Here is a 13,361-nt window from a genome sequence, read left to right on the forward strand (position 1 = left end):
GGAGACACCGTAGCAGTGGGTTAGTCGTTGCGCTACTGTCAGAAATAACAGGTAGGGTGCTCTACAGATGCACTTCCACCGCCAACGGCAAATGGTCGGAAAGGTGCGTCCACGGCTTGTTCCCGAGTATCTGCGGCTCATGGCTGCTGGCATTGCGCAGGTAGACGCGATCCAGGCGCAACAGGGGGAACCGCGCGGGGTAGGTTTTGGCCGGGCGGCCATGGTGGCGCTCGAAGGCTTCGTGCAGGTAGTCGCGCCGGGCAAGGGCGGCGTTGCCTTGCATCTGCCAGTCGTTGAAGTCGCCGGCAATGATCACCGGCGCATCATCCGGCAGTGACTCGAGGAGCTGGCAGAGCAACTGCAATTGCAGCTGACGATGGCTTTCCAGCAGGCTGAGGTGCACGCAGATGGCATGCACTTCGCTGTGCCCAGGCACGTCCAGCACACAGTGCAGCAAGCCGCGGCGTTCCGGGCCGGTAATGGACACATCCAGGTTTCGGTATTCGCGGATCGGGTATTTCGACAGCAGGGCATTGCCATGGTGACCATCGGGATAGACGGCATTGCGTCCATAGGCGAAGTCACTCCACATGCTGTCGGCAAGGAATTCATATTGCGACGTCTGTGGCCAATCGTTGTAGCGGGAGGAATGGCGGTCGTGCTCGCCGACCACTTCCTGCAGAAACACCAGGTCCGCCGACGTACTGCGCACGGCTTCACGCAGCTCGGGGAGGATGAAGCGCCGGTTGAGTGCGGTAAATCCCTTGTGGGTGTTGACCGTCAGCACACGCAGTCGGTGGATGTCCGGGGGAGTACTCAACGGCACCGATTCAGCTGTTTGCCGCTTGGAATGACTGGCCACGTTCGCTCCTATGGTTCGGGGCTGCCTATGCATGCGACTGATGCATGGACGGGCAGTTCAGTTTGCCTTTAACGCCAACGCGCCAGATCTGACACTTTGCGTTTAACATCGGCGACCAATGCCCCCTGTAGGAGCGAGCTTGCTCGCGATAAACAGGAGAACACCGCGGGGCGCCTGCCAACCAGCGTTATCGTTGACGACCATCGCGAGCAAGCTCGCTCCTACAGAAAGCGCAGTGCGCTTAGACGAAGACGATTTCATAAGGCAAACGAATGCGCTCCAGCAGCGTGCGCGGCAGCAACGGCGCAAGGCCGATGGCGGGTTCACCGTCGAGCTGGCTGGCGTAGGCGTGGGTGGCGTGGCTCTTGCGCGCGACGGTCCACGCATCGAGACGCACCTTGCGCGCACGATGCCAAGGGATCAGCTCCCGGTCCCGCGCCGGCCAGTGCCAGGCCCGGAACGGCACGTCGTTGTAGGTGGCGCCAACACTGGCTGCCGCCCTGGCACTGGCGCGGCCGACGGTGTCGTGGTCGACGTTGCCGTCTTCGCACCAGGTGCTGAACACCACATCACCCGGGCGCAGGTAGCGCCCGATGAATTGGGCGATCCGTTCTTCGTGCTCCACCAGGGCGTTGTCGGTAAACCCGCCACGGATCCACTTCAAGCTGTGCATCGGCAACCCGAGTCGGCGGATGGCTTCCACGCTTTCCTGGGGACGAAATACACTGAGGCGTTTTTCCGACCACTGCCGAGAGCCGGGATGGCTGGCGCTGCCGTCGGTGATCGAGATCAATTGCAGCGGGTGGCCCAGGTTGCTGAGCAATTGCAGCAGGCCGCCGCAGGTCACGACTTCATCGCCGGGGTGCGGGGCAATGAGCACTGCGCGTGCACCGGCAGGCACCAGGGATTGGGTGCTGATGACCGCAATGCTGTCCAGTTGCGGGGCACTGTTCCAGATCTGGGAGGGCAGGCTGGCTTCGCTGAGGGAAACGGATTTCATGGGTATTACGTCCTTGTTCTGCTTCGCCTTCAGTCGTGCGCGAGACAAGCCCGGCCGACCCGTGAGGGCTGGTGGATAGCGAGGTGCGACAACCCCAACCCTGGATCGCCGCGAATCGAGTATTGCTCATGCAACGCTATTCGTCGCGTCGCGAACCCGGCCAAAATGATTTTTCCGCTCTGCGGCAGGCGCGCGCGGAGTGTCTGAACCTCGTTGTCACTCCTCTTCCTCATGCTGCAACTCGAACAGCAGCAACGAGCGGCCGGTAACCGAGTACTCGTGGCCGAACTTGAAGCGTTCCTGGCCACGGATCGACGGCTGGTTGGTGTCGATCATGCACGTCCAGAAACCGCCGTCAGGCACTTCCGGCAGGCGGAAATTGACGATGTCGTGATGCGCGTTGACCACCAGCATCAACGTCGCGTCGGCGCCTTTGCGGCGAATACCGGTTTCCTGGGCGCGGCCATCGAGCAGCATGCCCAGACAGCGGTTGTGCGCATCGTGCCAATGCTCGGTGGTCATTTCCGTGCCGTCCGGCGCCAGCCAGGTCACGTCCTTGACGCCGATGTCTTCGTTGTAGTTGCCCACCAGAAAACGCCCGCGGCGCAGGATCGGGTAGGTCAGGCGCAACTTGATCAGGCGTTTGACGAACTTGAGCAGGGCCTTGCCGTCTTCGCTGAGGTCCCAATTGACCCAGCCGATCTCGCTGTCCTGGCAATATGCATTGTTGTTGCCCTCCTGGGTGCGGGCGAACTCGTCGCCGGCCACCAGCATCGGCGTGCCCTGGGCCAGCAGCAGGGTGGCGAAGAAATTGCGCATCTGCCGATGGCGCAGTGCGTTGATCTCGGGATCATCGGTGGGGCCTTCGACGCCGTGGTTCCAGGACAGGTTGTTGTTGCTGCCGTCCTGATTGTTTTCATCATTGGCCTCGTTGTGCTTGTCGTTGTACGACACCAGGTCGTTGAGGGTGAAGCCGTCATGGGCGGTGACGAAGTTCAGCGATGAATAGGGGCGGCGACCCCGTTGATTGAACATTTCGCCCGAAGCAGTCAGACGGCTGGCGAAGTCCGCCAGTTGACCGTCGTCGCCCTTCCAGAACGCGCGCACGGTGTCGCGGAATTTGTCGTTCCACTCGACCCAGCCCGGCGGAAAATTGCCGACCTGATAACCGCCGGGGCCACAGTCCCAAGGTTCGGAGATCAGCTTGACCTGGCGCAGCACCGGGTCCTGGCGGCAGGCGACGAGGAAACTGTGGCGCTCATCGAAACCGTCGTGATAGCGCCCGAGTATGGTCGCCAGGTCGAAGCGGAAACCGTCCACGTGCATTTCCGAAGCCCAGTAGCGCAGGGAGTCGGTGACCATCTGCAGCACGCACGGATGACTCAGGTCCAGGGTGTTGCCGGTGCCGGAGTCGTTGATATAGAAACGCTTGTCATCGGGCTTGAGGCGGTAGTAGGACGCGTTGTCGATGCCGCGCATGGACAGGGTCGGGCCTTGCTCGTTGCCTTCGGCGGTGTGGTTGTAGACCACGTCGAGGATCACTTCCAGATTCGCTTCGTGCAGGTGCGCGACCATTTCCTTGAACTCGGCAATCTTGCCACTGGCCAGGTAACGCGGGTCGGGGGCGAAGAACGCGATGCTGTTGTAGCCCCAGTAGTTGGTCATGCCCTTGTGCAGCAAATGCTGGTCGTTGACGAACGCGTGGATCGGCAGCAACTCCACGGTCGACACGCCGAGCTTGCGGATGTGCTCCAACACGTCATCGACCATCAACCCGGCAAAGGTTCCGCGCAGGTTTTCCGGGACCGAGGGATGACGCATGCTGAAGCCGCGCACATGGGTTTCGTAAATGATCGTCTTGTCCCACGGTACGCTGACGCGGTGGTCGTGGCCCCAGGTGTGCGCCGGGTCGATGACCTTGCACTTGGGCACGAAGGGTGCGCTGTCACGTTCATCGAAGCTGAGGTCGGCGTCGGGGTGGCCGATGGTGTAGCCGAACAGCGCTTCGGACCATTTCAACTTGCCGACCAGTTGTTTGGCGTAGGGATCGATCAGCAGTTTGTTGGGATTGAAGCGATGACCGTTGGCCGGGTCGTACGGACCGTAGACGCGATAGCCGTAAATCAACCCGGGATGAGCGTCGGGCAGGTAGCCGTGGTAGATCTCGTCGGTGTATTCGGGCAGTTCGATGCGTTCGAGCTCCACCTCGCCGCTGTCGTCGAACAGGCACAGTTCAACCCGGGTGGCGTGGGCGGAAAACAGGGCGAAGTTGACTCCCAGTCCGTCCCAGGTGGCACCCAGCGGGAAGGGCAGGCCTTCACGGATTCGCGTGGCTTCAGCGCGGGGGGCTGGCGCGGGGGCATTCTTTGGGCTGGTCATAAGTGCTCCTGCAAACTCGAAATCTATGGCGACTGGCATGCCGTCATCGCGAGCAGGCTCGCTCCCACATTGATCGGGAACGGGCCACAAATTTTTGAACGACACAGATCCCATGTGGGAGCGAGCCTGCTCGCGATGAGGCCAGAAGGCTCAACATTCATGGTGACTCTTCACAAACACTGCCAGGACAGTCTCAAACCGCAGGCGGTTTGCGCGCCGCCCGGGGCTTTTTCTCGACGGCCTTTTCCCCCGGCGGAATCACCTTCGAAGCCGCCGCCGGTTTGGCCTTGGTTTTTGGCGCGGCGACCTTGGCATCACCAGCCTTGCCATTGGCCGTTTTGCTGACCGGGGTTTTGCTCGCCGCTGCTTTGGCAGGTTTCTTTGGTGCCAGGGCTTCGGCTTCCGCCAGTTTGCACGCCATCTCCCAGTGGCGGGCTTCCTGACCTTCGGGTTTTCCTTCGGACTCCCAGATCTGATAGGCGAATTCGCGGATGCGTTTATCGTCGGTACTCATCGCAATGCTCCTGAACTGAACTCAAGTGTGGTTAGTTTGAATAATGAGATTGACCGGGAAATCCCCCAGCGCGGCGCTGATCAGCAGCTCTCTGTGTTGTGTGACTGTGATGCCGGTAAAAAGTCCCTTCAGATGTTCGTCTGCAACGGTGAACGGCAATTTGACCCGGGTATCGCCCCACAGCGGCGCGTGGACCTCGGGGATGGCACTGTTTTCCAGCAGTTCGGCACAGCGTATCGGCACAATCACAATGGCGCGTTCTCCCTCCCGTTCGCGGACAAAAGCCAGCACTCGATGGGCCTCGCTGCCCAGCACCTCCAGGGTCTGGTAAGTGCCACGCCGAAACAGCTCGGCATGTTCGGCGCGCAGGCCCAGGGTACGCGCAACCAGGGCTTGCTTGATGCGCCCGTCCTGCCAGTTCGACAACAGGTCCGGCAGGTCTACCGCGTGCTGCAGTGCCTGCTGGCGGCTGGCGTAATCCACGGGGCGACGGTTATCCGGGTCGACCAGGCTGAAGTCCCAGAAATCGTTGCCCTGATACAAATCCGGCACGCCGGGCACAGTCATGCGCAGCAAGGTTTGCGCCAAACCGTTAAGGGCACCGGGGGCGGCAATCGAACGGGCCGCCCTGGCGAGGGCCGCACGCAGCAGCTCACCTTCGGGGCTGAGCAACAGGCGCTGGATAAAGTCCTCGGTCGCTTGCTCGTAAGCGTCATTGGGCGCGCTCCAGCTGCTTTGCAGCTTGGCTTCGCGCAGGGCCTTGCGCTGCCATTGCCAGAGGCGTTTTGCGTAGTCCTCCAGCGCCGGCGGATTATCGATAGCCAAACCCAGTGGCCAACTGCCGAGGATCGCCTGGTACAGTATCAACTCATCGCCCGCCGACGGCACTTGATCGTCTTGGCGCAAGGGCCGGGCGAGGGCGCGCCACAGGCCGATCTGCTCGCTGTACCAGCCGCTGCGCTCACTCAGTACCGCCAGCCGCGCGCGTGAGTCTTCGCCACGCTTGTGGTCGTGGGTGGCGCTGGCCAGCAGATTGTCCGGGAAGGTTTCCAGGCGCTCGATGCAGGCCCGATGAAAGTCGGCAACCGGCGCACTGAACTGCCCGGTGCTGAACCCCACGTCATTGCGCGAAAGCAGGACGGCCGAACGATAGAACGCGGTGTCTTCCACCGCTTTCGCCGCGGCTGGCGAGGTCAGTTGCTGGAAACGTACGCAGGCGTGCTTGAGGCGTTTGCGCTGGCGACCGGCCGGGCGTTGCCGCCAGGGCTCACCACCGAGCCAGTCGGCCAGGCAATCGAGCACCGGCCAGTCTGCCTCGCCCAGTGTCTGGCGGGCGCCGTCCATGGCCTGCTGGAAAAACACCTCGTCCTGGCTTGTCCGGCCGAGGGGGCTGATGTAGGTGCGGTACACCGGGAAATGCACGATCAGCGCCTGCAACGCCCGGCGAATGGCGCCGAGCGTCAGGTCACGGCTCATGAGATTGTCCCGGGCCACTTGCAGCAAGGCCTGGGCGACGCTTTCGAAATCGCCGGCCAGGGAACCGTTGAGGATTTGCTGGCGGGCCAGCTGTGTTTCCTGGGAGAAGTCAGCGGGCCGCTCACTGTGGCGCTGCCAGAGTTCGGCCAGTGCCTGCGCGCCCCGTGGGTCGTGTTGCAACAGTGACAGCTGGTTCATGAATTCATAACCGGTGGTGCCGTCCACCGACCAGTCGAGGTGCAGAGACTCGCCTTCGCCGAGGATTTTTTCGACAAAGATCGGCAGGTGGCGCCCTTTGGACAGGCTGTCGACCCGACGCCGCAGCTTTCGGCAGTAGCCTCGCGGGTCGGCGAGGCCGTCGATGTGGTCGATGCGCAACCCGTCGATCAGCCCCTCGGCCACCAGTTGGAAGATCTTCGCGTGGGTGGCTTCGAACACCGCGGGGCGCTCGACGCGCAGTCCGCCGAGTTCATTGATATCAAAGAAGCGCCGCCAGTTGATGTCATCGGCGGCCGTGCGCCAGCTGGCGAGGCGATAGCTCTGGCGCTCCAGCAGGTTGTGCAGGCGCTGGAAGCCTTCGTCGGTCAGTGAGTCGTAGTGCTTCAGGTGTTGCTCAATGGCTTGAGCAATAAGCGGATCGCTGACCAGATCGCGCAGTTCCGCCTTCAGCGGTATGGCCAGGCTGTGGGCGTCGGTCTGGTAGCTCAGGGTGCTGAAGCGATCGGCCAGGTTTTTCAGTTGTTCGGCCTGCTCGGTATCGAGCGCTGCATCGGTCTTGAGCAGTTCGCCGTAATCCCAGGGACAAATGGGAAAGCGATGTTCGTAGTGCTCGACATGGAAGCTGCCGTGCCAGGCATCGAAGCGCAGGGGCAGCGTGCCGTCCTGCAACGCCACGCCGTAATCGCTGCCCAGGAACGGCAGGAGCAGCTGGCCTTCCATCAACGGATCGGGAGAGTGCCACTGGATGTCGAAAAACTCGCCGTAGGGACTCAGGCGTCCCCACTCCAACAGGTCCAGCCACCAGGGATTGTCAGCGCCGCCGACCGCCATGTGGTTGGAGACAATGTCGAGGGTCAACCCCATGTCCTGCTCGTGCAAGGCGTTGACCAGGTTGCGCAGCGCCACTTCGCCACCCAGTTCCGGGTTGACCCTGGTCGGGTCCACCACGTCATAGCCATGCATCGATCCGGCTCGGGCACGCAGCAGCGGGGAGGCGTAGACATGGCTGATGCCCAGGCGTGCGAAATACGGCACCAGCGGCACCGCGTCTTCCAGCGTGAAGCCTTTATGAAATTGCAGGCGCAGCGTCGCGCGCAGCGGGCGGGTCGGTTGTGGAGTCATCGGTCACGCTCGGCCGCCTGCAGTCGCGCACAGGCAAGCAGTTCCAGGCGCCGCGCGGCATCCGGTCCATCGAGCAGGGCTTCGCTGTAACCCGGCAGGCGGCGCGACCAGTTCGGGTGGGTGTCGATGGTGCCGGGCAGGTTGGCCTGTTGTTCCACGCCAAGGGCATCTTCCAGCGGCAACAGCACCAAGGGGGCTCGGGTATGACCGAGAAAACGCACGCTGGCGTCGAGCACCTGGTCGGTTTCGTGGGACTCTTCGCGGAAGTTCTGTGGGTCCTGGCTCAATGCCCGGCGCAAGCCCTCGCGCTCGCGCTCGCGATGCTGGCGCCATTCGATCTCACCGCTGGCATCGACCATGCCGAGCCGGGCGTTCCAGTCGATGTCGCGGCCATGCCACCAGCCGTTGAGGGTCGGCAGGTCATGGGTGCTGGTGGTGGCCAGGGCGTTGTCCGGCCAGTCGAGGATCGGCTTGAAGTGCGTGTTGTCCTGCTCGAACAGCAGTACCCGCATGCCGAGCATCGAACGGGCGATGAGTTTTTCCCGCAGGCCGTCCGGCACGGTGCCGAGGTCTTCGCCGAGGACGATGGCCTGGTGCCGATGGGATTCCAGGGTCAACAAGCGCAACAGGTCGTCCACCGGGTAATACAGGTAGGCACCGTCGGCCGGTGGCGAGCCGTTGGGGATCACCCACAGACGCTGCAGTCCCATGACGTGATCGATACGCAAGCCACCGCAATGGGCGAAATTGGCCCGCAGCATTTCGATGAACGCCCGGAAACCATTGCGCACCAGGCCTTCAGGGGAGAACGCGGAAATCCCCCAGCCCTGGCCAGTGCGGTTGAGAATATCCGGTGGCGCACCGACGGTGAGGGACGCGAGCAGTTCGTCCTGACGGCTCCACGCCTGGCTGCCGCCGCCATCGGCACCGACGGCCAGGTCGGCGATCAGGCCGATGCTCATGCCGCTGGCGCGGGCGGCGGTTTGCGCGCGTTCCAGGCAGCGGGTAATCAGCCACTGGCAGAAGGCGAAGAAGCCGATGCGCCCGGCATTCTCTTCGGCGAATGCCGCCAGTTCGGCGCTGCGTGGGTTGCGCCAGGCTTCGGGCCATTGCCGCCAGTCGAGGCCTTCACCCCGGGCGGCGCGTGCTTCCTGTATGGCTTCAAAGCGACAGTGGTTTTCCAGCGCTTCGCCGGCGGCGTGACGAAAACTGCTGAAGTCTTCGTGCAAGGGATGTTCACCCTGGACGAAACCTTCGTACAGCGACTGCAACAGCCGATGCTTGGCTTCGGCGGCGGCCGGCCAGTCAATCAGCGGACGCTCCTCCAGCGCCTTGAGCTCAATGGCCAGCCCGGTGGCATCGATGGCGGTACGCAGGGCGCGCTCGCCGAGAATGGTGCCGGGGGCGCAGTAAAGGCTGTTGAGAAACAGACGGCTGGACGGCGAATACGGGCTGTAGCGTTGGGTGTCATTGGAAAACATCGCATGCAAGGGGCTGATCGCCAGGGCCTCGGCGCCACGTTCACCGGCCACCCGGGCGAGGTCCTCCAGCGCCTGAGTATCACCAAACCCGCCGTCGCCGGGGCGGCGCAAGCCATACAATTGCACGCTCAGGCCCCAGGCACGCGGGATCGGGTTATCCACGGCATCGGCGACGCTGTAACAACGCGATGGGGCCACCGCCAGGGTGAAGGTTTGTCCGTCGATGCTGACCTGTTGATAGCCGACCGGTACCAGCCCCGGCAGCACCGATTTGGCGTCCAGCTTGAGGTTGAGCCGCGAACCGTCTTCAAGGTGGATTTCACAAGGGGTTTGAGGCTCGAAATAACGCGCCAGATCCAGGCCGGTCCCGACATCGGCGGTGATCAATGGCGGCAAGTGATGGGTCTGTTGCACCGCTTGCAATTCCAGCAGGCTGGCGTCGATTTCCTGGGCACTGCCCGCCGGGTGACCCAGGCCGGTCAGCACATTGCGCAACACGGAAGGTGCGACTTTTTGCGGGCGGCCATTGGCGTCGATCCAGTCGACCGCGAGGCCGGCACGGCTGGCCAGAATTTCCAGTTGCGCATCACTCATGGACGCTCTCCATACGAAGTGGCATAGGGGCTGCGGCGGCGAGGCTGACGAGCGCGCAATACGGGGCAAGGGTGCCCTGGTCCAGCAGATCGGCGCTCTTTGGCGGGTATTCGAACAACCGCGCGGCACCGGTCTGTGAGGTGTGGACTACGGGCTTGTCGCTGAGGTTCAGGTCAATGCGCAACTCGCTGCCATCGCCCAGGCGCCAGGCGGCACTGACCGCGCCTTCGCCCAGCTCGTCAGCCCCCAGTGCCTGGGTGCCCGGCAAGCGGGGGATGAGGAGCCGGTGACGGATCTGCAACAGCCGGCAATACAGGTCGTGCATCTCAGTATGGCCGGTCGAAGGCAGGACAGGGCGGGACGCTGCAAATGTCTGCGGATCGTTCGGGTCAGGAATGTGCTCGCGCAGGAGTGGATCGGCAAACACGCTGAATGCCGCGAACTCGTTGCGCCGGCCGTCCCGTACCAACTTGGCCAACTCACCGTGATGGCTGGTGAAAAACAGGAAGGGTTGCTCGACGGCGAACTCTTCGCCCATGAACAGCAGCGGAATCATCGGCGACAACAGCAGCAACACCGTGGCGGCCTGCAGCGCTTGCGGGTGGGCGAGTTGATGCAGGCGCTCGCCGAAGGCCCGGTTGCCGATCTGGTCATGGTTCTGCAGGAACAGGATGAAGGCGCCGGGTGGCAAGTGCCCGCTGGGTTCACCGCGTGCCACGCCATGGCGATTGACATGACCCTGGAACACGAAACCCTGGCTCAGGCAGCGCGCCAGTTGTTCGGTGGGGTTGTGCGCGTAGTCGGCGTAATAGGCCTCGGTTTCGCCGGTCAGTAACACATGCAGGGCATTGTGGCCGTCATCGTTCCACTGCGCGTCGTAACCCTGCTCGAGCAGGCCGGCCTGGTTATGCTCGTTCTCCACCATCAGCCACACATGGCGCGCCGGTCCCGTCTGCTGGCGCACCCGTTGCGCCAGTTCCTGGAGGAAATCCGGATCTTCGATGGCGTGCACCGCGTCCAGACGCAAACCGTCGAAACGGTATTCGAGCAGCCACATCAAGGCGTTTTCGATGAAGAAGTCCCGTACTTCGCGACGGCGGAAGTCGATGGCCGCGCCCCACGGCGTCTGTTTGTCTTCACGAAAGAAGCCCTTGGCATAACGATGCAGGTAATTGCCGTCCGGACCGAAGTGGTTGTAGACCACGTCGAGAATCACCGCCAGGCCATGACCGTGGGCGGTGTCGATCAAGTGTTTGAGCTGCTCGGGTGATCCGTATGAAGCCTGGGGTGCGTAGGGCAGCACGCCGTCATAGCCCCAATTGCGCTCACCGGGAAACTGCGCGATGGGCATCAGTTCGATCGCGGTGACGCCCAGTTCGACCAGGCGCGCCAGATGCTGCTCGACGGCACTGAAGCCACCGAGGGCCCCGACATGCAGTTCGTAGATCACCGCTTCGTTCCACGGCCGTCCCGACCAGGCACTGTGCTGCCAGGCATAGGCCAGCGGATCGACCACCACGCTGTGCCGGTCGATATCGCCGTCCTGAGCACGGGAAGCCGGGTCGGGCACTTCCAGTTCGCCGTCGATGCTGTAGCGGTAACGCGTGCCCGCCGCGCATCGGGTGTTGCTCACGAACCAGCCGTCGGCCTGGGGCAGCAACGGCAAGGACTGTCCATGTTCCAGTTCGACACTGACGTAAAACGCATCTGGCGCCCACAACGCGAATTGCGTGTGCTCTGCGTCCAGCATGATTGCGCCGTGGGGCCAGGTCTCAAGGGTCCGTAACGGCATCTTGAAAGCCTCTTACTGTTTGTTCGATTTCCCCAACGCTTTTGCCACAAGCTGTTCATAGAGTTCGGCGTAGGGTTCGACCGCCTTGCACCAGTTGAACGGCGCTGCCATGGCCCGGCAGCGCATGGCGTGCAGCAGGTCGGGGAAGGCAAATACCTTGAACGCGCGGCTCAGGGCTTCCTGGTAGCTCTGCACAGTGGATTCATCGAACAGGAAGCCGGTCACGCCGTTTTCGATGGTGTCGGCCAGGCCACCGGTATTGCGCGCCACCGGCAATGAGCCGAAGCGCTGGGCGTACATCTGGCTCAGGCCGCAGGGTTCGTAACGCGAAGGCATCAGCAGGAAGTCGCTGCCGGCGAACATGCGCCGGGCATCGGTTTCGTTAAAGCCGATGCGCACGCCGATCTGCCCGGGGAAACGCAGGGCCAGTTCGCGCATCGACTGTTCTTCTTCCGGCTCGCCACGGCCGATGATCGCGATCTGGCCACCGGATTTGACGATGTACTCGGAGACCGCTTCGGTCAGGTCCAGGCCTTTCTGGTAGACCAGGCGCGACACCACGGCGAACAGCGGCCCTTCGGAGTCTTGCAGGCCGAACAGCTCGCGCACATGGGCGGCGTTCACCGCCTTGCCATCCCAGTCGCCGATTTCGAACGGGCAGAACAGGTGCGGGTCAGTGGCTGCATCCCAGCTTTCATCGATGCCGTTGGGAATCCCGCTGAGCAGGCCTTGCTGGGTCTTGGCGGCGAGAAAACCGTCGAGCCCGCAGCCGAAATCCGGGGTGGTGATTTCCTGGGCGTAGGTCGCGCTGACGGTGGTGATGTGGCTCGAATAGGCCATGCCGGCCTTGAGGAACGACATCTTGCCGTAGAATTCCATGCCTTCCTGTTGCAGCGCGTGATGGGGAATGCCCAGTTCGGGGCACGAGCCCAGGCTGGTCACGCCTTGATAGGCCAGGTTGTGAATGGTGAACAGCGTCGGCGTGCGCTGCCCACGCCAGTGCATGTAGGCCGGGGCCAGGCCGGCCGGCCAGTCGTGGGCGTGCACCAGGTCCGGGCACCAGTGGATTTGTGCGAGGTTGGCGGCGATATCGGCCGCCGCCAGGCCCAGGCGGGCGAAACGGATATGGTTGTCCGGCCAGTCGCGGCCGTTGTTGGCGCCGTAGGGTGAACCTTCGCGCTCGTAGAGTTCGGGGCAGATCAGTACGTAAATGACCAGACCATCGGGCATGTCCATGCGCCCGATCTTGCACGGTGGCAACGCGGCATGACCGCCGAGCTCGCCGATGATATGAATGGGGTTCTCGCTGTGCAGCACCTGCGGGTAACCCGGGATCAACACCCGCACATCGTGCAGATGGGCCATAGCCCGTGGCAGCGCCGCGGAAACGTCGCCCAGGCCACCGGTTTTCACCAGGTCGGCAATTTCCGAGGTCACGAACAACACTTTCTTACGGTTCGGATTCTGCTGGGCTGCCGGGGTCAGCGTCCTGGTGCCGGGCACGCTGACGGGTTGGGTGTTCGCGGCAGTTACGGCGCTCGATTCGCCGACCTGATGAGCACGTTCTCCCTGTATTTCCAAAGCCGTACTGATCATATGAATCTCCCGTGCTGTTGATCTAATTCTTAGGTCTGGCAAACGGTGTTTCATGGCCAATTCCCGTGGCCGGGCGCAAAAGCGCTGCGCATCAGTGAGCAAGCGCTGCCCGATGCTTCGAAGCAAAAGGGGTGAATGAGCCGTTGCAAAGATTGCACCAGTCGCAACGCACCTTCTTGTCAGAGGACCGATCGGGAATGGAAAAAGTTTCGACTGTTTTTCCACTTTGTGACCGACCGGTTTCACTTTGAGAAAATGAGTCTAGGCCAGAACTTAGAGCGGTAAAGGGCCAATGGCAAAATTGTTCGACAATCGGTTTGTAACGG

8 protein-coding genes are annotated in these 13,361 nt (G+C 62.6%); all 8 read right to left on the reverse strand.

Going from position 1 to position 13,361, the window contains the following annotated elements; translation table 11 throughout:
• Nucleotides 1-61: 61 nt before the first annotated feature.
• Nucleotides 62-862, reverse strand: a complete 801-nt coding sequence (locus AC3WJW_RS24935) for an endonuclease/exonuclease/phosphatase family protein (protein ID WP_407801625.1) — start codon at nt 860-862, stop codon at nt 62-64.
• A gap of 241 nt (nt 863-1,103) precedes the next feature.
• Nucleotides 1,104-1,862: a PIG-L deacetylase family protein gene (locus tag AC3WJW_RS24940; RefSeq protein ID WP_493727800.1), complete on the reverse strand. Its 759-nt coding sequence runs from the start codon at nt 1,860-1,862 to the stop codon at nt 1,104-1,106.
• A 216-nt stretch (nt 1,863-2,078) separates the two neighbouring features.
• Nucleotides 2,079-4,241 carry a glycogen debranching protein GlgX gene (gene glgX, locus AC3WJW_RS24945; protein ID WP_493727801.1) on the reverse strand — a complete coding sequence of 721 codons (2,163 nt, stop codon included), beginning with the start codon at nt 4,239-4,241 and terminating at the stop codon, nt 2,079-2,081.
• A 193-nt stretch (nt 4,242-4,434) separates the two neighbouring features.
• On the reverse strand, nt 4,435-4,755 hold the full coding sequence (locus AC3WJW_RS24950) for a DUF2934 domain-containing protein (protein WP_493727802.1): 321 nt from the start codon (nt 4,753-4,755) through the stop codon (nt 4,435-4,437).
• Nucleotides 4,756-4,776: 21 nt separating this feature from the next.
• On the reverse strand, nt 4,777-7,572 hold the full coding sequence (locus tag AC3WJW_RS24955; protein WP_493727803.1) for a malto-oligosyltrehalose synthase: 2,796 nt from the start codon (nt 7,570-7,572) through the stop codon (nt 4,777-4,779).
• Nucleotides 7,569-9,647 (reverse strand): 4-alpha-glucanotransferase, encoded by a 2,079-nt coding sequence (malQ, locus tag AC3WJW_RS24960; protein WP_493727804.1) that lies wholly within the window; start codon nt 9,645-9,647, stop codon nt 7,569-7,571. Before malQ ends, AC3WJW_RS24955 begins: the two co-directional genes overlap by 4 nt.
• Nucleotides 9,640-11,439: a malto-oligosyltrehalose trehalohydrolase gene (treZ, locus tag AC3WJW_RS24965; protein ID WP_493727805.1), complete on the reverse strand. Its 1,800-nt coding sequence runs from the start codon at nt 11,437-11,439 to the stop codon at nt 9,640-9,642. Before treZ ends, malQ begins: the two co-directional genes overlap by 8 nt.
• 12 nt (nt 11,440-11,451) lie before the next feature.
• On the reverse strand, nt 11,452-13,035 hold the full coding sequence (glgA, locus tag AC3WJW_RS24970) for a glycogen synthase GlgA (protein WP_095967073.1): 1,584 nt from the start codon (nt 13,033-13,035) through the stop codon (nt 11,452-11,454).
• Between the last annotated feature and the right edge of the window lie 326 nt (nt 13,036-13,361).

The sequence above is a fragment of the Pseudomonas sp. GW821-FHT07G06 genome (assembly GCF_058986625.1).

Bases quoted from the DNA above. Each gene is read 5' to 3' on its own strand.
- glgX (WP_493727801.1), bottom strand. From the start codon at position 4,241: ATGACCAGCCCAAAGAATGCCCCCGCGCCAGCCCCCCGCGCTGAAGCC.
- glgA (WP_095967073.1), bottom strand. From the start codon at position 13,035: ATGATCAGTACGGCTTTGGAAATACAGGGAGAACGTGCTCATCAGGTC.
- treZ (WP_493727805.1), bottom strand. From the start codon at position 11,439: ATGCCGTTACGGACCCTTGAGACCTGGCCCCACGGCGCAATCATGCTG.
- AC3WJW_RS24950 (WP_493727802.1), bottom strand. From the start codon at position 4,755: ATGAGTACCGACGATAAACGCATCCGCGAATTCGCCTATCAGATCTGG.
- AC3WJW_RS24955 (WP_493727803.1), bottom strand. From the start codon at position 7,572: ATGACTCCACAACCGACCCGCCCGCTGCGCGCGACGCTGCGCCTGCAA.
- AC3WJW_RS24940 (WP_493727800.1), bottom strand. From the start codon at position 1,862: ATGAAATCCGTTTCCCTCAGCGAAGCCAGCCTGCCCTCCCAGATCTGG.
- malQ (WP_493727804.1), bottom strand. From the start codon at position 9,647: ATGAGTGATGCGCAACTGGAAATTCTGGCCAGCCGTGCCGGCCTCGCG.